This window comes from Bradyrhizobium sp. Ce-3, assembly GCF_022835695.1.
GTDB lineage: Bacteria > Pseudomonadota > Alphaproteobacteria > Rhizobiales > Xanthobacteraceae > Bradyrhizobium.
In genome coordinates, this window is sequence record NZ_BQUV01000006.1 from 1 (window position 1) to 22,645 (window position 22,645).

Sequence of the window (22,645 nt, forward strand, 5' to 3'; positions counted from 1 at the left end):
CGTCTTCTTCGCCAGCTGGCAGGTCGCATCAATCGACTTGACCAACCGCCAACCTGTCAGTGATGTGTCCGAACAAGTGTCAGCCATGTCTCCGGACTAAACATCCAGCCGGGCGATGACACCGATTACGGGGTGATATCGGGGGCCATACTACTCCCCCGCCTGCAGCTTGCGCGGGGCGGGGAACAGCTCGGACGTGCTGCCCTTGACGAAACGCGGCACCTCGATCGGGGTTTCGGCCTTGCTGAAGTCGAGTTCCTCGATGCGGCCGGCGCGCTTTTCGATCTTGTCGGCGGAGATCAGGATCTGCCGGACGTCTTCGTTGACCTGGCCGAAATGGGTCTGCAGCTTGAGCACGCGATCGCGCAGGCGGCCGAGATCATCACCAAGATGCATCACCTCGTTGCGGATCTGGTCGGCGGCGTCGCGGATGCGGGCGTCTTTCAGGATCTGCTGCATCACCTGAATCGCCAGCATCAGCAGCGAGGGCGACACCAGCACGACGCGGGCGCGATAGGCCTTCTGGATCACGTCGTCGAAGCCGTCATGGATCTCGGCATAGACCGATTCCGACGGCACGAACATCAGCGCGGTGTCCTGGGTCTCGCCCGGGATCAGGTATTTTTCGGCGATGTCGCTGACATGCTTCAGCACGTCGGCGCGCAGCCGCTGGCCGGCCGATTTGCGTTCCTCGTCGCTGCGCGCATCGTGCAGCGCGGTCATCGCCTCCAGCGGGAATTTCGCGTCGATGCAGAGCGGGCGCTGGTCGGGCAGGAACACGACGCAGTCCGGCCGCTTGCCCGACGTCAGCGTGTACTGGAACTCGAACGAGCCCTTCGGCATGCCGTCCTGGACGATCGCCTCCATCCGCGCCTGGCCGAACGCGCCGCGCGATTGCTTGTTGGCGAGCACGTCGCGCAGGGTCGTGACCTGGGTGGTGAGCTCGCTGAGGTTCTTGTGGGCGTGATCGATGATGCCGAGCCGCTCGTGCAGCACGCGCAGCGAATCCATCGTGTTGCGCGTGGTCTGTTCCATCGACTGGCCGACCCGGTGGGTCACCGAATCCAGCCGCTCGTTGACCGCGCGGGCCATCTCGGCCTGCCGGCCGGCCAGTGCCTGCCCCATCGCGTCCACCCGCCCGGAGGCCTCGCTCTGGGCCCGCAGCATGTCGGCGAGCCGCTCCTCCAACTCGTCGGCGCGGATGGCCTGGGCCATCGCCAGTTCCGCGCCGCGCCGGCTGGCGCGCGCGATCACCATGGCGATCGCGAACAGCAGGATCAGCGCCAGCGCGCCAAGGCCGATCAACGCGTCGGAGACGCGGACGGGAAGGTCGCCAATCGTGAGCAGAATCTCGTTCATGCCGGCAGTTGTAGCCGATTCGGCGGGGCCATCGAACGAAAAGGGAACATTTATGGTAAACACTTCCTTAAATTTCTTGGTTAGCGTTGCGTAAAGAAACGTGGTTAAGGCCGTCTTAACCGGTTCCTGAACGCATTGACCGCATCAGGCCCGCAGCTTAAATCGCCGCCATGGCTTTAAGAGAAATCATCATCCTGCCGGACAAGCAGCTGCGTCTGGTGTCGAAACCGATCGAGAAGGTGACGCCGGAGATCCGCAAGCTCGCCGACGACATGCTCGAGACCATGTATGACGCGCCCGGCATTGGGCTCGCGGCGATCCAGGTCGCGCAGCCGCTGCGGCTGATCACCATGGACCTCGCCAAGCGCGACGAGAACGGCGAGACCACGCCGCAGCCCCGGGTGTTCATCAATCCGGAGATCGTCTCGCATTCGGAAGAACTGTCGGTCTACGAAGAGGGCTGCCTGTCGATCCCCGAATATTACGAGGAGGTCGAGCGCCCGGCGCGGGTGCGCCTGCGCTTCACCGACCTCGACGGCAAGCTGCACGAGGAGGATGCCGAGGGGCTCTACGCCACCTGCATCCAGCACGAGATCGATCATCTCAACGGCGTGCTGTTCGTGGACTATCTGTCGAAGCTGAAGCGCGACCGCGTCTTCAAGAAATTCGAGAAGGCCGCCAAGCGCGCGGCGGAGTAACGCCACTCACTCTCGGAAGAAATCGATCGCATGCCGCTTCGTCTGATCTTCATGGGCACGCCCGATTTCGCGGTGCCGACGCTGCTGGAGCTGGTGGCCCATGGTCATGAGGTCGTGGCCGTCTACACCCGCGCGCCGAAGCCGGGTGGCCGGCGCGGCCTGCAATTGCAGCCGACGCCGGTCGAGCAGGAGGCGCGCCGTCTCAGCATTCCCGTGCTGACGCCGAAGACCCTCAAAACGCCGGAAGCGCTCGAGGAGTTTCGCGCCCATGACGCGGACGCCGCGGTCGTCGTCGCCTATGGCATGATCCTGCCGCAGGCCATTCTCGATGCGCCGAAGCTCGGCTGCTTCAACCTGCATGCCTCGCTGCTGCCGCGCTGGCGCGGCGCCGCGCCGATCAACCGCGCCATCATGGCCGGCGATGCCGAGAGCGGCGTGATGGTGATGAAGATGGATGTCGGCCTCGACACCGGCGACGTCGCGATGGCCGAGCAGCTGCCGATCACCGACAGCATGACGGCATCCGACCTGCACGACGCGCTGGCGCCGCTCGGCGCCGATCTGATGGTGCGCGCGATGGGCGGGCTGCAGCGTGGCGGCTTGCAGCTGACCAGGCAGAGCGCGGACGGCGTCACCTACGCCGCCAAGATCGAGAAGGCCGAGGCGCGGATCGACTGGACCCAGCCGGCGCATGCGGTGCTGCGGCACATTCACGGGCTGTCGCCGTTCCCCGGCGCGTGGTGTGAGCTCGCCGGCGAAGGCGAGCCGGTGCGGCTGAAGATCCTGCGCTGCGAACTGGCGACGGGCTCGGGCCAACCGGGAGACGTGCTCGACGATAATCTTGCGATCGCCTGCGGCGACGGCGCGATCCGGATCCTCGAATTGCAGCGCGCCGGCAAGGCGCCGATGAAGGCGGCGGATTTCTTGCGCGGCACACCGCTGCAGCCGCCTGCGCGGCTCGGCTGATGCCGCGCTACAAGCTCACCATCGAGTATGACGGCACGCCGTTCTCCGGCTGGCAGATCCAGGATACCGCGCCGACCGTGCAGGGTGCGCTGGAGACCGCGGTCAAGGCGATCTGCGGCGAGGACGCGCGCGTCCATGGCGCAGGGCGGACCGATGCCGGCGTGCATGCGCGCGGCCAGGTCGCGCATTGCGACATCGCCAAGCATTTTCCGCCCGGCCGCTTCCGCGACGGGTTGAACGCGCATCTGCGGCCGAACCCGATCGGCGTGCTCGCGGCCGACATCGTGCCGGACGATTTCGAGGCGCGGTTCTCGGCGACCAAGCGGCACTATCTCTATCGCATCACCAACACCCGCGCGAACCTCGCGCTCGACATCGGCCGGGTCTGGCGCGTGCCGCGGGCGCTCGATGCGGCGGCGATGCACACCGCCGCGCAGCGGTTGCTCGGCAAGCACGATTTCACCACCTTCCGCGACACCGAGTGCCAGGCCAAGTCGCCGGAGAAGACGCTCGATCAGCTCGACGTCACGCGCGAGGGCGATGCCATCAGCATCGTCACATCGGCGCGCTCGTTCCTGCACAGCCAGGTGCGCTCGATGGTCGGCTCGCTGGTCTGGGTCGGCGAGGGCCGCTGGAGCGCGGACGATCTGTTTGCCGCGCTCACGGCCCGCAACCGCGCCGCCTGCGGCCCCGTCGCGCCGCCGGACGGGCTCTATCTGATGCGGGTGGATTACTAGGCGACCCGAATGATCTGTAGGATGGGTGGAGCGAAGCGATACCCATCATCTCGCCACGAAGGCGATGGGTATCGCTGCGCTCCACCCATCCTACAGACTGTATCTGGTATGGGCGAACGACTAGCGACCCCAACCCCTACTGTGCATGGGGTTGTTTTCGATGTTTTTGTCCAGCCAACTGGCTGATCACCCGAAATACCTGTCCAGCACGCCGCGATAGACCTTCGTCAGCTTCTCCAGATCAGCCACCGGCGTGCGCTCGTCGATCTGGTGCATGGTCTGGCCGACCAGGCCGAATTCGATCACCGGGCAATAGCTGGAGATGAAGCGCGCATCCGAGGTGCCGCCTGAGGTCGACAGCTCCGGCTTGCGGCCGGTGACCTCCTCGATCGCGGCGACCGCGAGGTCGGTGAATGGTCCGGGCTGGGTCACGAACACGTTCGAGTTCGACGGTTGCCAGTCGATGTGGGCGCGGATGCGATTGCCGCAGGCCTTCACCAGCCGTGCGTCGACCAGCTGCCGCAGGCTCTCCTGGGTGTGGTTGTCGTTGTAGCGGATGTTGAACTTGGCGCGCGCCTGGCCGGGGATCACATTGCCGGCGGTGTTGCCGACATCGACCGTGGTGAATTCGAGGTTGCTGGCCTGGAATTGCGCGCTGCCGTGATCGAGCGGCTCGTCGCTCAGCGCCACGATCAGCCGCGAGATGTCCGGCACCGGATTCGAGGCGCGGTGCGGATAGGCGACGTGGCCCTGCACGCCATCGACGATGAGCGTGCCGGACTGCGAGCCGCGCCGGCCGATCTTGATCATGTCGCCGAGCACCTCGACATTGGAGGGCTCGCCGAGCACGCAATGGTCGAACTTCTCGCCGCGCTCGGCGCACCACTTCAACAGCTTGACGGTGCCGTTGATCGAGACGTCTTCCTCGTCGCCGGTGATCAGGAACGAGATCGAGCCGTTAGGCTTGCCATCGTGGTCGCCGAGATATTGCAGCACGGCGGCGACGCTGCAGGCGATGCCGCCCTTCATGTCGACGGCGCCGCGGCCGTAGAGATAGCCGTCCTTCACCTCGCCGGAGAAAGCGCCGAGCGTCCACGCCGATTCATCGCCGGGCGGCACCACGTCGGTGTGGCCGGCGAAGGTGATATGCGGCACTGAGTTGCCGATGCGGGCATAGAGGTTGTCGATGTCGGCGGTGCCGGGCTCGGAGAACGTCACGCGGTGGACGTCGAAGCCGGCGGCTTTCAGCAGGCCTTCGAGCACGCCAAGCGCGCCGGCGTCGGCCGGGGTGACGGAGGGGCAGCGAACCAGATCGCGGGTAATGGAGACGGCATCACTCATGCCACTCGCTTAACACGTCACACCGCTGCTGGACCAGCTTTGTGCGGCGTCATTCGAGCTCACTCTGCTGATCCCAGCCCTGCGTGGAGCGCGACCAGCTGCCGCGGTCGCCGCCGCGGCTCACATGGGTTTTTCCCAGCGGATTGCGACCATAGCGATTGGGGTAGGAGGTGCCTCGCAGAAAAGCGAGCTCGATGAAGCCCCAGATATAAAGCACGAAGACGATCGTGCCGGCGGCTATCACCCAATAGGATTCATCGGGAAGCCGGCCGCCGAACTGGCTCATCAGACCCGGGATCGCAAAGAACGGGATCATCCACCAGCCGCTCTTGTCGCGGTCGTGCAGGCGCTTGATCGAGACCGCGATATAGACCCAGACGAACAGCACCGTTCCGCTGGCCTTGGCCACCAGTGTCGGCACGCCGGCCCAGGTCAGGGATTTGTAGCTGTCCGGGTCGAATGCCCGGAAGATGTCCTCGACATTGAAGCTGAAGGACGCGTCCTTGCCGCCAAGGCCCGCAACAATCACCAGCGCGGCCAGGAACGCCATCCAGCATACGATGATCAGGCCGCCGAGCCAGAATTTGGCCCGGTTGATGCGGCCCTTGAAGCCGAACAGGTAATTGGCCCAGTCCATGGAAATGATCTCCGGGCCGCGGCAATTTTTCGCGGCCCGGAGTTATGTCGGCTTCGAACGGATATTGGTTCGATGTCGGACCCGTCACCCTGAGGAGCGCGAAGCGCGTCTCGAAGGGTGAACGGCCACCAGCCGGGCCGTCGACCCTTCGAGACGGCCGCTGCGCGGCCTCCTCAGGGTGACGGTAATGGATTGTCGCGGCGTGCGGCGCCGATCAGTCCCGCAGCAGCTCGTTGATGCTGGTCTTGGCGCGGGTGCGCTCGTCGACGCGCTTGACGATCACGGCGCAGGCGGTGGCCGGGCCCGGCTGGCCGTTCTTCAGCGGCTTGGCCGGCAGCGTGCCGGGCACCACGACGGCATATTCCGGGACTTCGCCGACGAAGATCTCGCCGGTCTCGCGGTCGACGATCTTGGTCGAGGCGCCGAGGAACACGCCCATCGACAGCACCGCGCCCCTGCGCACGATCACACCCTCGGCGACCTCCGAGCGCGCGCCGATGAAGCAGTCGTCCTCGACGATCACGGGCTCGGCCTGCAGCGGCTCCAGCACGCCGCCGATGCCGACGCCGCCGGAGATGTGCACGCGCTTGCCGATCTGGGCGCAGGAGCCGACCGTCGACCAGGTGTCGATCATGGTGGCTTCATCGACGTAAGCGCCGAGGTTGACGAACGAGGGCATCAGCACGACGTTCCTGGCGATGAAGGCCGAGCGGCGCACGATCGCCCCCGGCACCGCGCGGAAGCCGGCGTCGCGGAAGCGGTTCTCTCCCCAGCCCTCGAACTTCGAGGGCACCTTGTCCCACCACGAGGCCTTGCCCGGGCCGCCCGAGATCTGGCCCATGTCGTTGAGGCGGAACGAGAGCAGCACCGCCTTCTTCAGCCACTGATTGACCTTCCACTTGCCGCTCGCCTCGCGCTCGGCGACGCGGGCCTCGCCCTTGTCGAGCAGCTCCAGCGCGTGATCGACCGCCTCGCGGACCTCGCCCTTGGTCGAGGTCGAGATGCCTTCGCGGGCGTCGAACGCAGTGTTGACGGTGGTTTCGAGGGCGGACAGCGACATCGGGACGATCCTTGGACGTATCGGGGATAGGACGGGAGTTTGCAGGGCCTTTTCGGGATCTGAGGCCGCCGAGTCAAGACTGACGCGGGTGTGTAGCCGGGATGAAGCGCAGCGTAATCCGGGTTACGGCTTCAGCCGCTGCAGGAAGGCGGTGAGATCGTCCGTGACGTGGTCGACATGAGCGGCGTCGCGGCCTTCGAGCTCCCAGGTCTCGCGCACCACCTCCTGGCTGCCGTCGGGCACCACAAGCACGGTGGTCATGCCGAGCTCATGCGGCACCACCAGATTACGCGCGAGGTCCTCGAACATCGCAGCCTTCGCCGGGTCGACGTCGTGCAGTTTGAGAAACTTCTGGTAGGTCTGCGGCGCCGGCTTCGGTTCGAGATCGGCGGCGATGATGTCGAACACGCCGTCGAAATGATTGGAGATGCCGAGCCGGCCGAGCACCGCATCGACATGGTCGACCGAGCCGTTGGTCAGGATCAGCTTGCGCCCCGGCAGTTTTGCGATCGCAGCCCCCATCGCCGGATTCGGCTGCAACGGCGAGTGGTCGATCTTGTGCACATAGGCGAGGTAGTCGTCGGCCTTAACGCCGTGCTCGGTCATCATGCCGCGCATCGTGGTGCCGTAGCGCAGGTAATAGTCCTTCTGCAGCCGCCGTGCTTCCTCGGGCGAGATATTCAGCCAGTTGCCGACGAACTCGCCGATCCGCGCATCGACCTGCTGCCACAGATTGACGTGATGCGGGTACAGCGTGTTGTCGAGGTCGAACACCCAGATCTCGACATGGCCGAAGCTGCGGGGAGTTTTCATGATGCTGTCGTCCCGGCGAAGGCCGGGACCCATACGCCGCGGCGGCTATTGGTGAACCTGGTGTGAGTCGGCTTTGATTTTGTGGTCATCGACGGTGAACAAAACTCAGCATGGTGGTTATGGGTCCCGGCCTTCGCCGGGACGACGGTTGTGTACGCGGCGCCATTGTCTTCACGGCATCGCAAAGCGCAGCGTCTTGCCGCCGCTGGTCATGTCGACGGTGGTGAAGCCGAGTGCGGTGAGGCCGCGCGTCGCGCAGTCGCCCTGCTCGTTGACCTCGAACTTGCTGTCGCGGGTGCAGAGCTGCACCGCGCCGCCCCAGTTCAGCGGCTTGTCCTTGATGCGGATGGCGCGGTTGTCACCGTCGACCGCCTCGGCGAAGGAATAGATCTGCTTCGGCGCGCCCGTGACGTCCGGATGCAGGCACTTGCCGGGATCGATCCGATACCAGCCGCGGCTGGTTACCGCCTTGCCGTCGTCGGTCGCAACCGCCGCCATCACCTTGTGCGGCGTGTCGTTGCACCAGGTCAGCCCGCTCGGCGACGGCTTCTGCACGGCGTCGACCATGGTGGTGAAGAAGTTCGGCGACTGCACGATGTCGCTGGCGAGGCCGCGGCTCCTGAGGAACGCCGACAGCGCGCTCTGGGTCTTCGGCCCGTCGACGCCGTCGATCGGCGCCGCGTCGTAGCCCGCGATCACCAACAGGCGCTGGATGCCGGCGAGCCGCGCCTGCTCGTCGTCATATTCGCTGTCTTCGGCGAGGTAGGCGACGAGATTGCCGTCATCGGTCTGTGTCGGCGTGATCTGGGTGAATTGCGCCGGCGTCTGGCCGGAGCGGCATTGCCGCGCGGCGGCGATCACGAAATTGTCCTGCGCGACGCAGAGCGTGTCGGTGCCATTCTGCGGGATCGGCGATGCGCCATAGACGCCGAGCGCGCGGGCATTGAGCAGCACGCGGTCGGCGGTCAGCGCGCCCTGCACCACGACCCGGCAGGTCGCCGGATCGATCCGGAACCAGCCGCGTGTCGCGGTCGCGGCCTTGTCGTCGATGCCGATCGCGGCCTCGATCACATAGCTCATGCGGTTGCACAGCTTGAGGTCGGCATGCGCCGGCGCCGCGGAGAACAGGAACGACACCAGCGCGGCCGGCAGCGACATCGCGAGCCGTGCCGCCTGCGACCGGCGAGGGATCCTCGCCGTGTGTCCCGCGTCTGCCATTACTTATGGATCAGCGTGCCGGTGCCCTGGTTGGTGAAGAGCTCGAGCAGCACCGCGTGCTGGGTCTTGCCGTCGATGATCACGACGCCCTGCACGCCCTGTTCGAGCGCGTAGATGCAGGTCTCGACCTTCGGGATCATGCCGCCGGAGATCGTGCCGTCGGCGATCAGCTTGCGGGCCTCCTTGATCGACAGGTCCGGAATCAGCTTCTTGGACTTGTCGAGCACGCCGGGCACGTCGGTCAGCAGCAGCAGGCGCTTGGCCTTCAGCGCGCCCGCGATCGCGCCGGCAAAGGTGTCGGCGTTGATGTTGAGCGTCTGGCCGTCCTGCGAGGTCGCCAGCGGCGCCAGCACCGGGATCAGCTCATAGCCGATCAGCTGATTGAGCAGCGTGAGGTCGACCTTCTCGGGGTCGCCGACGAAGCCGAGATCGACCGCCTTCTCGATGTTGGAATCGGGATCGACCATGGTGCGCGTCGTCTTCGACGCCTTCACCATGTTGCCGTCCTTGCCGGAGAGGCCCACGGCCTTGCCGCCGGCCTCGTTGATGTAGCCGACGATCTGCTTGTTGACCGAGCCCGCCAGCACCATCTCGACGATCTCGATGGTGGCGGCATCGGTGATGCGCAGGCCGGCTGCGAATTCCGACTGGATGCCGAGCCGCTTCAGCATGGTCGCGATCTGCGGACCGCCGCCATGCACGACCACCGGGTTGATCGCGGTCTGCTCCAGCAGCACGATGTCGCGCGCGAACGCCTTGGCGGTGTCCTCGGCGCCCATGGCATGGCCGCCGTATTTGATGACGATGGTTTCCTCGTCATATTCCTGCATGTGCGGCAGCGCCTCGGACAGGATGCGGGCCTGATCGAGCGGGCTGATCTGCTGGTCGGTCATGGGGCTGGTCTCATCGTCAGCGGGGGGACGGGCGCGGTTCTATCCGATTGCCGGGCAGGGCGCAAAGCGGGACGTATTCGTAACCCGGATGGAGCGAAGCGCAATCCGGGAATCGTGCCGCGGATGCAGGTCCCGGATTTCGCTGCGCGGCATCCGGGCTACGCTACAGGGTCAGCGCCTCGGCCACATGGCGGAAACCGCCAGCACCACCCAGCTCACGATCAGCAACGTTCCGCCTGATGGCGCGGCCATCGGAAACAAGCCTTGGCCGCCATATTGGCGCGCCACCAGGTCGCCGGCGAACAATGACGCCGCGATGACGAAGCCGGCAGCCGCCACGATCCCGATCTTCGGATGGATGATGGCGCGGTCCGCGACCGCGATCGTCGCGAGCACGGCGGGGGCATGGAACAGCAGCATCGAGGACGCTGTCGCCAGCCGCGTGGCGTCGGGCAGGTGGGCCGCGGCCGCCGCCAGCATCACGCCACAGGCGCCCATGATGGCGGCAACGCCGATCAGGAGCCGTGGTGCGCCGCTCATCAGCGCCGCTCCTCGATCAGCCGCACCATGGCGGCGCGCAGCTCTGGCATGCCGTCGCCGGTGCGCGACGAGGTCACCAGCACCTCGGGAAACGCGGCGGGATGTTTTGCGAGCGTCGCGATGGTGTCGGCGGTGACGGTCTTGAGCTCGCCGGCCTTGACCTGGTCGGCCTTGGTCAGCACGACCTGGTAGCTGACCGCGGACTTGTCCAGCGTCTTCAGCACGTCGAGATCGACATCCTTGATGCCGTGACGGGCGTCGATCAGCACATAGACCCGCGCCAGCGTCGCGCGTCCGAGCAGGAATTTGTGGATCAGCGCCGTCCACGACGCCACCTTGGTCTTCGGCGCCGAGGCGTAGCCGTAGCCCGGCATGTCGACCAGACGAAAGTCCGCGTTTTCCGGGCCCTCGAAGAAGATCAGCTCCTGGGTGCGGCCCGGCGTATGCGAGGTGCGCGCCAGCGCATTGCGGCCGGTCAGCGCGTTGATCAGGCTCGACTTGCCGACATTGGAACGGCCGGCAAAAGCGACCTCGAGGCCGGCCATCGGCGGCAGCGTCTCGATCGAGGGCGAGGCCCAGATGAAATGCCAGTCGCCGGCGAACAGCTTTCGTCCCTGCTCGATCAGCTTCGCATCGGGTTCGGCGGTCATGCGCGGCGGCCCACTCTCGTTCCGTCATTGCGAGGAGCGAAGCGACGAAGCAATCCATCTCTCCTCGTGCCGAGGCATGGATTGCTTCGCTTCGCTCGCAATGACGGTGCTAGCTAAGTCGGCTTCTTGGCGAAGGTCGACTTCAGATTGTCGAATAACTCCACCTTCACGCCGTTCTTGCGCATGATGAAGCTCTGCTGCAGCACGGAGAGCGTGTTGTTCCAGGCCCAGTAGATCACGAGACCCGCCGGGAAGCCGGCCAGCATGAAGGTGAAGATCAACGGCATCCAGTCGAAGATGATCTTCTGGGTCGGGTCCGGCGGCGCCGGGTTGAGCTTCATCTGCACCCACATCGTGATGCCCATGATGATCGGCCAGATGCCCATCACCAGGTAGGCCCCGAAATGCGGTCCGAGCAGCGCGATCGGATCAAACGGGATCAGACCGAACAGCGTGAACAGATTGGTCGGATCGGGCGCCGAGAGGTCCTTGATCCAGCCGAAGAACGGCGCGTGCCGCATCTCGATGGTGATGAACAGCACCTTGTAGAGCGAGAAGAACACCGGGATCTGGACAACGACGGGAAGACAACCGGCGATCGGGTTGATCTTCTCCTTCTTGTAGATCTCCATCATCTCCTGCTGCTGCTTCACGCGGTCGTCAGGATAGCGTTCCTTCAGCGCCTGCAACTGCGGCTGCACCGACTTCATCTTCGCCATCGAGGCGTAGGACTTGTTGGCGAGCGGGAAGAACAACAGCTTCACGATCACGGTCACCAACAGGATCGCGATGCCGAAATTGCCGACCAGGCGATAGAACCAGTCGAGCGCCAGGAACATCGGCTTGGTGATGAAATAGAAGTGGCCCCAGTCGATCAAGAGATCGAAATGGTTGAGGCCGAGCTGCTTGTTGTAGCCGCCGAAGCCGACCAGCGGGAAGTTGAGGCCGACGGTGGCGGCCTCCTTGGCGCCAGCGAACAGCCGCGCATTGGCAACGCCGGTGCCGCCGATCGGAATGGTCTGCGCGCCGAGCATGTAGTCGGCCTGGTAGCGCTTGTCGCCGGTGGTGAAGCGGGCGCTGTCCAGCGTCGCGGTGGTTTCCGGCAGCAGCGCGGTGGCCCAATATTTGTCGGTGATGCCGAGCCAGCCATCGGTGACCTTCGTGAACACGATGCCGCGCGAGTTTCCGCCGGTCGGGGTCTTGGCCTCGTCGAGGTTCTTGTAGCTGAATTCCTGCAGGCCGTGTTCGCCGAGATAGCCGATCGGGCCTTCGTGCAGGATCGCGTAGCCGGAGACCGGCGGCTTGCCGCCGCGGGAGATCAGCCCGAACGGATACAGCGTTACCGGCGCGCTGCCGAGATTGTTGACCTCATCCTTGACGGAGAACAGGTAGCGATCGTCGATCGTGATCGTGCGGCGGAAGGTCAGGCCCTGGCCGTTCTCGTATTTCAGCACCACCGGGGTGCTCGGCGTCAGGCTGTTCGATCCTTCCTGCTGCCAGACGGTGTCGGCGTCCGGCGTCTTCACCGACGAGCCGTTGGCGGTCAGCCACAGGAACTCGGCATAATAAGGCTCGGCGGTGCCCGACGGCGAGAGCAACACGACGGCCGGCGATTGGGGGTCGACCGTCTCGCGGAACTGAACCAGCGCGAGGTCGTCGATCCGGGCGCCCTTCAACGCGATGCTGCCGGTGACGCGCGGGGTCTCGATCTTGATGCGCGGGCCGGCTGCGAGCACCGTCTCGCGGCTCGCCACCGGCGCGTCAGCAGGCGCACCCGCGGTCGGCGACGGTGACGCGGAGGTTCCTGGCGCGGTGCCAGGAGCTGCGCCAGGAGCGGCCCCCGGGGTGGCCTGCGGCGACGGCTTCAGCAATTCGGCCTGCTTCTGCGCCTCGCGCTGCTTCTCCATCTGCGGCACGTTGTAGAAGTATTGCCAGGCGATCAGGACGAGGCCGGACAGAATGACGGCGATGATCGTGTTGCGGTTGTCGGACATCTCTCAGGGTCTCGTCATTCCATTCGGATTGGGCGCGCTTTTGTTACCCGCCTTGTCGTTACCCGTCTTGTGGGTAACCGTCCTGGGCGCAGGCCGGTCGAGGCGACGCAGCGCCGACCGCAGATCGTCAATCATGGTCGCAAAGTCGCGGGTCAGCGCGTCACGACGGCCGACTAGCACATAATCATGGTGCGGCCGCATGAATACGGCATCGACCCGTCTCATCACTTCGCGAAGCCGGCGGCGAATGCGGTTGCGCTCGGTCGCGGTGCCGTTCTTCTTGGTGACGGTATAGCCGACGCGGGTCGGCCCCTGATCGTCGCGACGGCGGCCCTGCAGCACAAAAGCCGCGGTATTCGCCCGTGCGCCATTGGCAACGGCGAGGAAATCCGCCCGCTGCCTCAGCCGATCCATAATGGGTATCTCCGGAGAGGAGACGTCCGGGCTCAGGCGCTCAGGCGCTTGCGGCCACGCGCACGACGCGCAGCGAGGACCTTGCGGCCGCCGGCCGTGGCGAGACGGGCGCGGAAGCCGTGACGGCGCTTGCGCACCAATTTGCTGGGTTGATAAGTCCGCTTCACGGGTAATTCTCCGCTGACCGGGCAATTTGCCGTTGTATTGAGATGGAGTCCGGTGATGCTGGCGGGCCCAAACGAGCCGTTACGGCCCCAAAGAGCCGCCCCCGGTCAAGAACCGGGCCATCGCGGACAGTTGGCGCGGCTTATAAGGGAGCGCCCTGTTTTCGTCAATGTCACAGGGCGTCGCAAAAAGGCTTCTTTGAAACGTCGCAATTGGGGCGAATATAACTGTTTTCGCGGGGTTTTTGACGGCAAGGGAGCGCTTGGCGGCGTTCGGGGAACCGCCGACATTAGCGATCCGTAATTTGACCGGCTTGGGGGCCGGGCCGCATCTTCCGACCCCTAAGCCAAACAAGGCCTTATCTTGTGGCTCTAACTGACGATCAGGCGACCGCGCAGACGCAGCGGCCCAAGCCGTCCCTCCGGCTCGGGCTGTCGGGCAAGCTGTTGCTGCTGACGATCCCCCTGGTGATGATCGCCGGGCTCCTGATCTACGTGCCTGCGATCGCGAACTTCCGGATGAACCGGCTCAATGACCGCCTGGCCGCCGCCAATACCGCGGCGCTGGTGCTCGACGCCGCCCCCTCCGGCCTGGTGCCGGATTCGCTGGCGCGGCAGATCCTGACCAGCATCGGCGCCCGTGCGGTTGCCATCAAGCTCGGACAGCAGCGCCGCCTGCTCGCCAGCGCCGACCTGCCGGCCGCGATCGACCATGACGTCGACATGCGGGCCATGACGGTGTGGTCGGCGATTGTCGACGCCTTCGAGATCATGCTGGAGCACGGCGACCAGACCATCCGCGTGGTCGGCCCGGCGCCGGGCCAGGCGCAATTCATCGAGGTCGTGATCGACGAGAAGCCGCTGCGGCAGGCGATGTACCGCTTCTCGCGCAACGTGCTGGTCGTCGCATTGTTGATTGCCGGCCTCACCGCCGGCCTGGTCTATCTGGCGCTGCATTATCTGTTTGTCCGGCCGATGCGGCGGCTGACCGCGAGCCTGGTCGGCTTCCACGAGAATCCGGAGAGTTCGGCGCGAATCATCGTGCCGAGCCAGCGCGGCGACGAGATCGGCGTCGCCGAGCGCGAACTGTCGGACATGCAGCGCGACCTGGTCTCGATGCTGCATCAGAAGAGCCGGCTCGCCGCGCTCGGGCTCGCCGTCTCCAAGATCAACCACGATCTGCGCAATCTGCTGGCGTCCTCGCAATTGCTGTCGGACCAGCTTGCCAGCGTGCCGGACCCGCGGGTGCAGCGCTTCGCGCCGAAACTGCTGCGCTCGCTGGAGCGCGCCATCGCTTTCTGCCAGTCGACACTGTCCTATGGCCGCGCACAGGAGGCCGCTCCCGACCGCCGCGTGATCATGGTCGAGCCGGCCGTGGCCGAGGTGCGCGAATCGGCCGGGCTGGCGACCGAGGTCTCGATCACCTGGATCAGCGCGATCGAGCGCGGCCTCACCATCGATGCCGACCCGGACCAGCTGTTCCGCGTGCTGCTCAATCTGGTGCGCAACGCGACGCAGGCGCTCGAAAGCCGGCCGGACAGCGATGGCGGCGCCCAGCAGATCCGGATCACCGGCCGCCGCGAGGGGACGGTCGCGATCATCGAGGTCTCCGACACCGGCCCCGGCGTGCCGGCCAAGGCGCGCGAGCACCTGTTCGAGGCGTTCCAGACCTCCGGCCGCCCCGGCGGCAGCGGGCTGGGCCTCGCCATCGCCGCCGAGCTGATCCGCGCCCATGGCGGCCATATCCACCTGGTCGAGGGTACCATCGGCGCCACCTTCCGGATCTCGATCCCGGATCGCCCGGTCGAACTGCTGTCGGTCCGCAGCGAGCGGGCGCGGGCTTAAGCGCCGTCCGGGCAGTTCCGGGACGGCTCGAGCCGCAGCCGAAATTGGGCGTTTCCAGACCTTGCCAACTGAAGCCGGAGCCTGTAGCTAGAGCGCTCTTTCGCGACGTTCCGGTCTGCCGGAGCCACGCGGGCTTATGCCCTACCGCGAAAATGCGCCCGTAGCTCAGCTGGATAGAGCATCAGACTACGAATCTGAGGGTCGGACGTTCGAATCGTTCCGGGCGCGCCATTTAAGCTTGTTTCCATTGGATTTTTCGCGGCGAGGGCCGGGTCCGCCGTCCGGCGAAGGCATTGACCGCGCGGTGATTTCCGGATGTCGGGTGCCGCGGCCGTCAAATATTTGTGCGATGCCGCAATTACTTTATTGCAATGCAGCAAGACGAGCTTACGTCTGCTCCTCGAGTCCTACCGAGGAGCCTTCCAGTGACCAAGATTTCCCTCTCCATCATTGCCGCCACCCTCGCGATCGCGAGTGCAACGGTCGCATCCGCTGCCGAGCTTCCGACGTTCGAGGCCGCGGGGCTGCCGATCTCGCCGGTGCAGGCTGGCGTGCTTGGCGCGGCCAACGTCCGCGAGCAGGCGCCGGTTGCCACATCGGCGGCCACGCCGCATCAGCTCCACGTCCTGACACCGCGAAACAAGATCACGACCGCACGGGCGTCCGTCCGGGCTGACCGTTCGCTGCACTGACCGGCATTGCCGACCCTGCGACAGAGCCCGCGACGACGTTGCGGGCTCTCTCGTCCGCACAAGTCCCGGCGTGCGCAAGCAGAATTAGGCGCGCTGGTAGCGCGATCGGCCCTGTTATCTCGGGGCCGACTGTTTGCCGTGGCAGCCGCGCAGAAGCCGCAGACTCGTCCGACATTTCCGCATCGAGCACGCGGCAGCCGCACGAACCAGAACGGCCCGTCGGAATCGGGCCGAAGGGCGAGGGAACGCCCGTAGAAACCCTGCTTGCGCGTGCCCGACCGTTGAGAAAAAATAAGGTTTTTAGGCGTATAGGCGTGGGCAATGTTTTTATTCTTATTGTCCGCCCTATTGAACCGGCGAGTTTTTCCCGATGCCGAGTCAGTTTGCAAACATCGTCCTTTATGCGTCGGTATTTCTGGGTGTCGTCTACGTCAGTCGCATCCTGGAAAAACGGTGGCCGATTGCGGACGTTCCTCACGGCGAGTTTCGTGATGATTGGCTCGCGGTGATCGTGAGCCTCGGGTTATCGTACATGCTTGCTCCGCTCGCGGCGATCAGCGCGGGCGCAATTGCGAGCTACGCGGGTGTCGGTTGGATCAAGTTACCGACCGACGGTTACTGGTGGTACGTCTCTCTCGCAATTATCGTGGTGGCAGCCGATCTCTACAAGTACGCATACCATCGCCTTCAACATGCGATCCCGTTTCTCTGGGCGATGCACTCGTTCCATCACAGCGCGAACGGCATTACGTTCATTACCGGCGGTCGACACTTCTGGCTGGAGCGGGTGCTGTCCGACGCCTTTCTTCCGGTCATGGCGATCTTGTTCCGCGTCCCGCCAGACATGGTGATCGTGGTGGGATTTATTTTCTTCATCCCCGATGCGTGTGCCCATCTCAATGTCCGCATTCCGCTCGGTCGGTATGTGACGTGGGTCAACAACCCGCAATGGCACCGGATCCATCATTCGGTCCTTCCCGAGCATCGCGACAAGAACTTCGCTGCCTTCTTTCCGTTCTTGGACATTCTGTTCGGCACGGCCTGGATACCGAAGCCGGACGAATATCCTGCAACGGGCCTCGTGCCTGCCGAGCGCGTGGACATCATCAACAGCGTGATCTGGCCAATCCGGCATCTTCGGCATTACTGGCATCGGGAGTCTCGGAATGAATTGGGTTAAAGGTCTTTTGGTGCTCCTCGTCTTGTTGCTGGGGTACGCCGACCTGGAGTCGACCAACGTGATCCTGAGCCTCGGCTTGGGCGAGCTGAACCCGTTCATGCATCTCGCGCAGACGTGGTTCGGCGTATGGTGGCTGGTCCCGAAGCTCGGCCTGACATTCCTCATCACGTGGCTGCTCTGGCGCAGCAACAACGTCTACAACATCGCGCTCGTCGTCGCCTTCTGCTCGACTCCTGTCCTGAACAATCTCGTCATCATCGCGGGCAATAGCTGAGCCGGCGGCTTCGCCGGTTGTCGCAACCGGCGAAGTGTTTGCCCTGCGCGGACTTTCATTCCCCTTGGCGGATGCGCAGACTTTCGTCGTATCCCGCAGAACCTGCCCGCATCGTCCGACGACAAACATCCTGGAATGACCGATGATCGCGTTCCGGCGATCCAGGAGAATGAGTGATGTCGGACAGGTTCGTGCTCGCCTGCATCGTCGGTAGCGCGGTGATCCTGGGCGCTCTGGGTGCGACCGTGCATGCGCAGACGCCGTCGAGCTGCAAGGAGCCGCAGACCGGCACCAGCCGCGTCCCGATGCTGTTGCCGCCGCTCGCCAATGTGGTGACGGGCACCGGACGGTTGCAATTCTACTCGGCGCCGAACCTGCACTGTCCGATGCGCGGCGTGTTCGTCATTCCGAATGACGCGCTGATCGCCTATGCGCAGACCAATGATGGCTGGTCTTCGGTGATGTACCTCAGTCCGGGAACGGGCAACGACGTGTCGGGTTGGGTGCGGTCGGCACGACTGAAGGTGACCGGAACCATCGCTCCCAAGTAGCATGTGACTGGATCGCTGACGCGGCCCGATCGCGCGGTCATGCGGATGTCACGGAACGACGTCCGCTCGCGCATTAACCTCCACAAGTTGAATTTCTTGACGGCTCCCGCATGAAGTTGGAGGGTTGCCGCAGGACGAGCGCCTGGTGGCGCGATCGAGGTTAAGACGCTCGATTGACTTGAATGATGACAGTGATGGCTGGGCCAGGCGCACCACGCGGTGAGCCATGCGGCGACAAGGTCATCGGCTTTTGTTGATTATTCATACTGGCGTCCGACGACGCCGCTGCGATTGGACAGAGATTAAGTGGCGAAGCATGTTGAACCCAACGTCGCATATTGCTTTGCAGGCCAGCCACCCGCGTGACGCGCGATCGCGTCCACCAATCTCGGTGGGCTAGATGCAGGCATCCGAGCAGCAAGCGCCGGTCGATGCGCCGCCTCCGCGCAAGGGTGCGGTCCGGCCGATGACCGCTGCGGATGTACCCGCGGTCGCCCGACTTTTCATGAAGATTTACAGAGGCTCGGATCGTGCGGCGGATTTGGACCTTCAGAGCTATCTGAAGGTGATCCTCCTCGAGGCTCCATCCTACAGCGAAACCACGGGCGCGCAGGTCTACGAGCAGCCGGACGGGCGCATCCCGAGCGCGATGCTCGCGGTGCCGATGGGTTTCATCGCTTGCGGCACCGCCGTGCCTGGCCGGTTGGTCTGTACACTGATGACGGACAAGGAGGCCGCCGGTGCGGCGCAGCTCGTTCTGACCTTGCGGCCGAGGCGCCCCGACATTCAATTCAGCGACACGGCTTCGCCAACCACGTTCAATCACTGGCGGGCAATCGGTGCAAAGCCGATCCCCGTCCACAATCTGGAATGGACGCGCAGCTTTCGTCCCTTGGGTGCGCTGGCCGGCCGTCTTGAAGATCGTTTTTTTCGCGGCAGGAGCCTTGGCCTTACGACGCTCGCGCGACCCATCGACACGCTGCTGCTGCGCCGCTTCGGCGAAAAGAACGCCGTGGAGCCCGGCGCGGCCAAGGTCACCGACATGTCCGTCGAGGCTTTCCTCGAGCAGGCGCCGGGCTTCATCGCCCACTATGCTGTTCGACCTGAGTGGTCGGAAGAGGAGCTCGGCTGGCTGGTGTCGCTCGCGGCGCAGAACACGACGCGCGGCACGCTGACGATTCGCTCGGTCGAAGATCGCGCAGGCGCGTTGATTGGTTGTTTCGTCTACTACGCGGCACCAGGTCGGACAGCGCAAGTTCTCAATGTGCTGTCGCAGCGCGGCCAGGAGATCGTCGTGCTGAATGCGATGTTCCATTATCTCGAGAGCTCCGGCCACGTCGAAGCCCGCGGTCGCGCGCACCCCGCTTTGATGGCGGGACTGTCGCTGCAACGCTGGCTCGTGTTCCGGCACAAGGCCTTCGCAGTGGTGCTGACACGGCTGCCTGACGCAAACGACGCCGTCGCGCGTGGTGACATCTTCGTTGGTGGCCTCGCCAGCGAAGACTGGAGCCGGCTGATGTCCGATTTCCACTGAGGCGGGTGCTGAGATGTCGGTATCGGTCATCCTCAAGGCACTCAACGAGGAGGCGCGGATCGGCCCGGCGGTCGAGAGCGTGCTGGCCGCGCTCGAGGGGATCGGCGGCGAGGTCATCGTGGCCGATGGCGGCTCGCGCGACCGGACGCTGGCGATTGCGGCCAGATATCCCGTCCGTGTCGTGCAGCTCGAACCCGCGATCGCGCCGAGTTGCGGCATCGGTCCGCAGCTCGGCTTCCAGTACAGCCGCGAGCCGTTCATCTGCCTGATGGACGGCGACATGCTGCTCGATCCCGGCTTCCTGCCCGACGCGCTGGCTTATCTTGCGGCCAATCCCGGTGCCGCGGGCGTGACCGGGCATGTCGTGGAGATGAACGACACCAGCCTTGAATATGTGCGGCGCGGCCGCAGGGTCTCGCCGGAGAACCGGATCGGCGACATCGACCGCATGAACGGCGGCGGGCTCTATCGGCGGGCCGCGATCGAGCAGGTCGGCTATCTGTCGGACCGCAACCTGCATGGTTACGAGGAGTTCGATCTCGGCGTGCGGCTGCGCTCGCGCGGCTGGACGCTGCATCGGCTCGACCGCAGCTTCGTCCGGCATTTCGGGCATGCGATCAACGCCTACGCGCTGCTCGTCCGGCGCTGGAAGTCGGGCTACCTGCGCGGCATCGGTGAGCTGCTGCGGGCGGCGTTCGGCAAGCCGCAGTGGAAGCAGCTGGTTGAGGAGCTGCCTGAACTGAAGCTGTGGGGCGCAGTCTATCTGTGGCTGGCCGGGATGGTCGTGCTGCCGTTCCTGATGCCGGCCGGCTTGGGGCTCGCGATCGATGCGGCGATGATTGCCGCCATCATCGGGTTGATGAGCTGGCGTCAGCGCAGCCTGACGCTCGGTCTCTATGCCGTGGTCGCGTGGTTGTTCCACGCCGCGGCGTTACCGCTCGGCTTCTTCCACGGCCGCAAGGCTCCGGCGGCCTGGATCGACAGCCGCGTCGTCCAGGACACTCCCTGACAACGAAGCGGCGCTGCCGGATTCGTCCGCGTCCCGGCGGCTGCGGCGTACGAGCCGCAGCACGACCAGCCACGCGGAGACGACCAGCGAGCCTTCGATCACATAGAGCGCGACGAACGTCCCGATCGGAGCGGCGAGCCACGTCGCCGCGGCGATCAGGCCGCTGCCGGCGAGGTTGGTGCTGTTCAGGATCAAGGCGCGCGCGCCCTGTCGTCCTGATGCCCCCAACAGGTCCATCGCGACCGCCCAGGCGCCGATCAGGACGACCGTGCCGGACAGGCAGCGCACGAAGAATGCGAGATCGTGGTACTCGTGGCCGAACAGCCGTGGCAGCTCCGGCGCCAGCATGAACAGGATGAGGAATGTCGCAACGCCGAGGCCGAGCGCTGCGACCAGCGCATGCTTCGCCGCCGGCAATGCCAGATGCAGGCCGTCGCGGCTGGCGCGCGCGAAGCGCGGATAGATCAGCCGGTTGAAGGCGTCGATCGAAAGATAGCTGCTGTCCATGATGCGCCGGGCCACGCCATAGCTGCCGACCGTCTCGATCGGCATGAACAGGCCGATCACGAACAGGTCGACGTTGGATCGAATCGCCCGAACGACGAACTGCGAGCTGAACAGGACGCCGGAGCGCAATTCCTCGCGCAGGATCTTGAAATGCGGCCGGCCAAGCGGCCGCAGCCATATCAGTCCCAGCAATGCGTAGAGCAGGTGGCCGCAGAACTGCCACACCGCCCATTCCGCCAGGCTCGCTGCGTGGAACGCGATGCAGGCGAGCGCGGCCGTGGCAGTGCGGGCGATCGCGAAGCCCACCACCGAGCGGTTCGCCGCGCGAACCTGGCCAAGGCCGAGGAATACGGTTTCGACGAGAAGGATCAGGCGGACCAACACGACATTGGCAAGGAACAGCAGGGCGATGGTCGAGAGGGCAATCGACGGACCGGAGCCGATGCGCGTCCACGACGCCATCGCAGCGACACCGCCGAGCACGAGCAGCGCGCCGGTGAGCCCGATCAGGAGAAGGTTGTGACCGAGCAGATCGGGATAACTCGCCGGTTCGCGTGCGACCCTGCGCAGCAGGCAGTCGGAGGCGCCGAGGCCGCAGATCTGCGCCGCGATCGCGGTCGCTGCCGTGATCTGCACGAACAGTCCGAATTCGGCCGGCCCGAGCGCGCGCGCCAGGATCGCAAACGTCACAAGCTGGGCAAGGCTCGCCGCCGCCAGCGATCCGCTCGACAGCAGATAGCTGACGATCATCGGCGTTGCGCTCGAGACTGTGCGGCTAACGGCACTGATGTGTAGCAATGATCCACGGCCCTTGGCTGGCGGTCGATCCCCATTGGTGCACTTTATCAGGCTCGCATGCGCCGCGTATCGCGCGCAGCGCGCTGTTCGAAATTGACGTTAACGCGGGGCGGCGCGGCGATGCGATCGGTCGCGCTCATCGGTGTGCCATTGATTCATCCGCTATCGTGAATGCCGCCATCTCTCGCGCGCACCGATGCTTGATGTTCGACGGCACTTCATGATCTCGATCGAGACACCGCTCACGCGTGCAGCAATCCAGGCAGATGACGTGATCCGCCATCGAAGCCGCTTGGCCGCGAAACTGCGAGCGCGCCATGAGGGTTGCGGGCGCAATTCTCCCGCAAGCCGCTCACAAAGCTGCTCGTTCGTCGGTTCAATTAAAGGTTGATGATGGATTCCCCATCAGTTCGTCGCAAGGCATCAGCTTTTATGCGTCCATCATCTTGCATGCTGATATCCGATAGATTGATGGTAAGGTTAACGCTAACACCTAACTGTAAAAACCACTCAAGGTTGTCTGCGCTTTCGGGAGGGGGATAGTGGGCCAAGCCGAGCGAAACGACTGCTTGGGACAGGACATGGAGATCGTCATGGACGATTTGGCCCCGATCGCTGCTCTGAACGTCAAGAGAATCATCAACGGGCACGTGTTGCATGGCGACACGATCGATGGATCCGGCTCCGCGCTGAGCAGCAGCGTCGCTCCCGAGGGCGAAGGCTCGTCCGGCGACAAGTAAGCCGCGCCCACCCAGCCGGCATGCCCTCCAG

The 22,645-nt window shown here is 64.9% G+C and carries 24 protein-coding genes and 1 tRNA gene; 12 read left to right on the top strand and 13 right to left on the bottom strand.

Annotated features, from left to right (window positions below; genetic code table 11):
- Positions 1-150: 150 nt before the first annotated feature.
- A complete protein-coding gene (locus tag BRSPCE3_RS20750; protein ID WP_244067955.1) occupies positions 151-1,359 on the bottom strand; it encodes a DNA recombination protein RmuC in 1,209 nt (402 codons plus the stop codon).
- 170 nt (positions 1,360-1,529) lie between these two features.
- On the opposite strand from BRSPCE3_RS20750, the gene def reads away from it, so the two are divergent.
- From def to truA, 3 genes are read left to right on the top strand one after another with little or no spacing between them, the layout of a single operon-like run.
- Positions 1,530-2,057, top strand: a complete 528-nt coding sequence (gene def / locus BRSPCE3_RS20755) for a peptide deformylase (RefSeq protein ID WP_244067956.1) — start codon at positions 1,530-1,532, stop codon at positions 2,055-2,057.
- Between the two features lie 30 nt (positions 2,058-2,087).
- On the top strand, positions 2,088-3,023 hold the full coding sequence (gene fmt, locus BRSPCE3_RS20760; RefSeq protein WP_244067957.1) for a methionyl-tRNA formyltransferase: 936 nt from the start codon (positions 2,088-2,090) through the stop codon (positions 3,021-3,023).
- Positions 3,023-3,760, top strand: a complete 738-nt coding sequence (gene truA, locus BRSPCE3_RS20765; RefSeq protein ID WP_244067958.1) for a tRNA pseudouridine(38-40) synthase TruA — start codon at positions 3,023-3,025, stop codon at positions 3,758-3,760. The genes fmt and truA overlap by 1 nt, the downstream gene beginning before the upstream one ends.
- 186 nt (positions 3,761-3,946) lie before the next feature.
- Here the strand turns inward: truA and dapE are convergent, their stop codons facing one another.
- The 11 genes from dapE to rpmH all read right to left on the bottom strand — a co-directional run bounded on the left by dapE (position 3,947) and on the right by rpmH (position 13,487).
- Positions 3,947-5,101, bottom strand: a complete 1,155-nt coding sequence (dapE, locus tag BRSPCE3_RS20770; protein WP_244067959.1) for a succinyl-diaminopimelate desuccinylase — start codon at positions 5,099-5,101, stop codon at positions 3,947-3,949.
- 49 nt (positions 5,102-5,150) lie between these two features.
- Entirely contained in the window at positions 5,151-5,738 is a 588-nt protein-coding gene (locus tag BRSPCE3_RS20775) for a DUF805 domain-containing protein (protein ID WP_244067960.1), read from the bottom strand.
- A 214-nt stretch (positions 5,739-5,952) separates the two neighbouring features.
- A complete protein-coding gene (gene dapD, locus BRSPCE3_RS20780) occupies positions 5,953-6,798 on the bottom strand; it encodes a 2,3,4,5-tetrahydropyridine-2,6-dicarboxylate N-succinyltransferase (RefSeq protein ID WP_244067961.1) in 846 nt (281 codons plus the stop codon).
- Positions 6,799-6,921: 123 nt separating this feature from the next.
- On the bottom strand, positions 6,922-7,611 hold the full coding sequence (locus BRSPCE3_RS20785) for a pyrimidine 5'-nucleotidase (RefSeq protein WP_244067962.1): 690 nt from the start codon (positions 7,609-7,611) through the stop codon (positions 6,922-6,924).
- A 171-nt stretch (positions 7,612-7,782) separates the two neighbouring features.
- Entirely contained in the window at positions 7,783-8,769 is a 987-nt protein-coding gene (locus BRSPCE3_RS20790) for a DUF1036 domain-containing protein (RefSeq protein ID WP_244067963.1), read from the bottom strand.
- A 59-nt stretch (positions 8,770-8,828) separates the two neighbouring features.
- The gene (gene argB, locus BRSPCE3_RS20795; protein WP_244067964.1) at positions 8,829-9,722 is read right to left on the bottom strand and encodes an acetylglutamate kinase; all 894 of its coding nucleotides are present in this window, start codon (positions 9,720-9,722) and stop codon (positions 8,829-8,831) included.
- A 171-nt stretch (positions 9,723-9,893) separates the two neighbouring features.
- Positions 9,894-10,262: a DUF423 domain-containing protein gene (locus tag BRSPCE3_RS20800; protein ID WP_244067965.1), complete on the bottom strand. Its 369-nt coding sequence runs from the start codon at positions 10,260-10,262 to the stop codon at positions 9,894-9,896.
- Complete coding sequence (yihA, locus tag BRSPCE3_RS20805) at positions 10,262-10,912, bottom strand: ribosome biogenesis GTP-binding protein YihA/YsxC (RefSeq protein ID WP_244067966.1); 651 nt, start codon at positions 10,910-10,912, stop codon at positions 10,262-10,264. Before yihA ends, BRSPCE3_RS20800 begins: the two co-directional genes overlap by 1 nt.
- A gap of 113 nt (positions 10,913-11,025) precedes the next feature.
- Complete coding sequence (gene yidC, locus BRSPCE3_RS20810; protein WP_244067967.1) at positions 11,026-12,906, bottom strand: membrane protein insertase YidC; 1,881 nt, start codon at positions 12,904-12,906, stop codon at positions 11,026-11,028.
- 3 nt (positions 12,907-12,909) lie between these two features.
- The gene (gene rnpA / locus BRSPCE3_RS20815; RefSeq protein ID WP_244067968.1) at positions 12,910-13,320 is read right to left on the bottom strand and encodes a ribonuclease P protein component; all 411 of its coding nucleotides are present in this window, start codon (positions 13,318-13,320) and stop codon (positions 12,910-12,912) included.
- A gap of 32 nt (positions 13,321-13,352) precedes the next feature.
- Positions 13,353-13,487 (bottom strand): 50S ribosomal protein L34, encoded by a 135-nt coding sequence (rpmH, locus tag BRSPCE3_RS20820; RefSeq protein ID WP_008542748.1) that lies wholly within the window; start codon positions 13,485-13,487, stop codon positions 13,353-13,355.
- A 363-nt stretch (positions 13,488-13,850) separates the two neighbouring features.
- On the opposite strand from rpmH, the gene BRSPCE3_RS20825 reads away from it, so the two are divergent.
- From BRSPCE3_RS20825 to BRSPCE3_RS20860, 8 genes are all read left to right on the top strand, one after another.
- Positions 13,851-15,329: a sensor histidine kinase gene (locus BRSPCE3_RS20825; RefSeq protein ID WP_244067969.1), complete on the top strand. Its 1,479-nt coding sequence runs from the start codon at positions 13,851-13,853 to the stop codon at positions 15,327-15,329.
- A 154-nt stretch (positions 15,330-15,483) separates the two neighbouring features.
- Positions 15,484-15,560: transfer RNA gene (locus BRSPCE3_RS20830), tRNA-Arg, on the top strand.
- Positions 15,561-15,754: 194 nt separating this feature from the next.
- Positions 15,755-16,021 carry a hypothetical protein gene (locus BRSPCE3_RS20835; RefSeq protein ID WP_244067970.1) on the top strand — a complete coding sequence of 89 codons (267 nt, stop codon included), beginning with the start codon at positions 15,755-15,757 and terminating at the stop codon, positions 16,019-16,021.
- 370 nt (positions 16,022-16,391) lie between these two features.
- Complete coding sequence (locus tag BRSPCE3_RS20840; RefSeq protein ID WP_244067971.1) at positions 16,392-17,201, top strand: sterol desaturase family protein; 810 nt, start codon at positions 16,392-16,394, stop codon at positions 17,199-17,201.
- On the top strand, positions 17,188-17,475 hold the full coding sequence (locus BRSPCE3_RS20845; RefSeq protein WP_244067972.1) for a DUF5658 family protein: 288 nt from the start codon (positions 17,188-17,190) through the stop codon (positions 17,473-17,475). Before BRSPCE3_RS20840 ends, BRSPCE3_RS20845 begins: the two co-directional genes overlap by 14 nt.
- Positions 17,476-17,651: 176 nt before the next feature.
- A complete protein-coding gene (locus tag BRSPCE3_RS20850) occupies positions 17,652-18,026 on the top strand; it encodes a hypothetical protein (protein WP_244067973.1) in 375 nt (124 codons plus the stop codon).
- A 400-nt stretch (positions 18,027-18,426) separates the two neighbouring features.
- Complete coding sequence (locus BRSPCE3_RS20855) at positions 18,427-19,560, top strand: GNAT family N-acetyltransferase (protein ID WP_244067974.1); 1,134 nt, start codon at positions 18,427-18,429, stop codon at positions 19,558-19,560.
- A gap of 13 nt (positions 19,561-19,573) precedes the next feature.
- Positions 19,574-20,569 carry a glycosyltransferase family 2 protein gene (locus BRSPCE3_RS20860; protein ID WP_244067975.1) on the top strand — a complete coding sequence of 332 codons (996 nt, stop codon included), beginning with the start codon at positions 19,574-19,576 and terminating at the stop codon, positions 20,567-20,569.
- On the opposite strand, the gene BRSPCE3_RS20865 is transcribed toward BRSPCE3_RS20860, so the two are convergent.
- Positions 20,492-21,826 carry a lipopolysaccharide biosynthesis protein gene (locus BRSPCE3_RS20865; RefSeq protein ID WP_244067976.1) on the bottom strand — a complete coding sequence of 445 codons (1,335 nt, stop codon included), beginning with the start codon at positions 21,824-21,826 and terminating at the stop codon, positions 20,492-20,494. The two genes, BRSPCE3_RS20860 and BRSPCE3_RS20865, sit on opposite strands and share 78 nt — an antisense overlap.
- 629 nt (positions 21,827-22,455) lie before the next feature.
- On the opposite strand from BRSPCE3_RS20865, the gene BRSPCE3_RS20870 reads away from it, so the two are divergent.
- Positions 22,456-22,614: a hypothetical protein gene (locus tag BRSPCE3_RS20870; RefSeq protein ID WP_244067977.1), complete on the top strand. Its 159-nt coding sequence runs from the start codon at positions 22,456-22,458 to the stop codon at positions 22,612-22,614.
- Positions 22,615-22,645 lie beyond the last annotated feature (31 nt).

Excerpts from the sequence above, each read along its gene's own strand:
- BRSPCE3_RS20750 (WP_244067955.1), bottom strand. The coding sequence starts at position 1,359 with ATGAACGAGATTCTGCTCACGATTGGCGACCTTCCCGTCCGCGTCTCC.
- def (WP_244067956.1), top strand. The coding sequence starts at position 1,530 with ATGGCTTTAAGAGAAATCATCATCCTGCCGGACAAGCAGCTGCGTCTG.
- fmt (WP_244067957.1), top strand. The coding sequence starts at position 2,088 with ATGCCGCTTCGTCTGATCTTCATGGGCACGCCCGATTTCGCGGTGCCG.
- truA (WP_244067958.1), top strand. The coding sequence starts at position 3,023 with ATGCCGCGCTACAAGCTCACCATCGAGTATGACGGCACGCCGTTCTCC.
- dapE (WP_244067959.1), bottom strand. The coding sequence starts at position 5,101 with ATGAGTGATGCCGTCTCCATTACCCGCGATCTGGTTCGCTGCCCCTCC.
- BRSPCE3_RS20775 (WP_244067960.1), bottom strand. The coding sequence starts at position 5,738 with ATGGACTGGGCCAATTACCTGTTCGGCTTCAAGGGCCGCATCAACCGG.
- dapD (WP_244067961.1), bottom strand. The coding sequence starts at position 6,798 with ATGTCGCTGTCCGCCCTCGAAACCACCGTCAACACTGCGTTCGACGCC.
- BRSPCE3_RS20785 (WP_244067962.1), bottom strand. The coding sequence starts at position 7,611 with ATGAAAACTCCCCGCAGCTTCGGCCATGTCGAGATCTGGGTGTTCGAC.
- BRSPCE3_RS20790 (WP_244067963.1), bottom strand. The coding sequence starts at position 8,769 with ATGTCGCTGCCGGCCGCGCTGGTGTCGTTCCTGTTCTCCGCGGCGCCG.
- argB (WP_244067964.1), bottom strand. The coding sequence starts at position 9,722 with ATGACCGACCAGCAGATCAGCCCGCTCGATCAGGCCCGCATCCTGTCC.
- BRSPCE3_RS20800 (WP_244067965.1), bottom strand. The coding sequence starts at position 10,262 with ATGAGCGGCGCACCACGGCTCCTGATCGGCGTTGCCGCCATCATGGGC.
- yihA (WP_244067966.1), bottom strand. The coding sequence starts at position 10,912 with ATGACCGCCGAACCCGATGCGAAGCTGATCGAGCAGGGACGAAAGCTG.
- yidC (WP_244067967.1), bottom strand. The coding sequence starts at position 12,906 with ATGTCCGACAACCGCAACACGATCATCGCCGTCATTCTGTCCGGCCTC.
- rnpA (WP_244067968.1), bottom strand. The coding sequence starts at position 13,320 with ATGGATCGGCTGAGGCAGCGGGCGGATTTCCTCGCCGTTGCCAATGGC.
- BRSPCE3_RS20840 (WP_244067971.1), top strand. The coding sequence starts at position 16,392 with ATGCCGAGTCAGTTTGCAAACATCGTCCTTTATGCGTCGGTATTTCTG.
- BRSPCE3_RS20845 (WP_244067972.1), top strand. The coding sequence starts at position 17,188 with ATGAATTGGGTTAAAGGTCTTTTGGTGCTCCTCGTCTTGTTGCTGGGG.
- BRSPCE3_RS20850 (WP_244067973.1), top strand. The coding sequence starts at position 17,652 with ATGTCGGACAGGTTCGTGCTCGCCTGCATCGTCGGTAGCGCGGTGATC.
- BRSPCE3_RS20855 (WP_244067974.1), top strand. The coding sequence starts at position 18,427 with ATGCAGGCATCCGAGCAGCAAGCGCCGGTCGATGCGCCGCCTCCGCGC.
- BRSPCE3_RS20860 (WP_244067975.1), top strand. The coding sequence starts at position 19,574 with ATGTCGGTATCGGTCATCCTCAAGGCACTCAACGAGGAGGCGCGGATC.
- BRSPCE3_RS20865 (WP_244067976.1), bottom strand. The coding sequence starts at position 21,826 with ATGATCGTCAGCTATCTGCTGTCGAGCGGATCGCTGGCGGCGGCGAGC.
- BRSPCE3_RS20870 (WP_244067977.1), top strand. The coding sequence starts at position 22,456 with ATGGAGATCGTCATGGACGATTTGGCCCCGATCGCTGCTCTGAACGTC.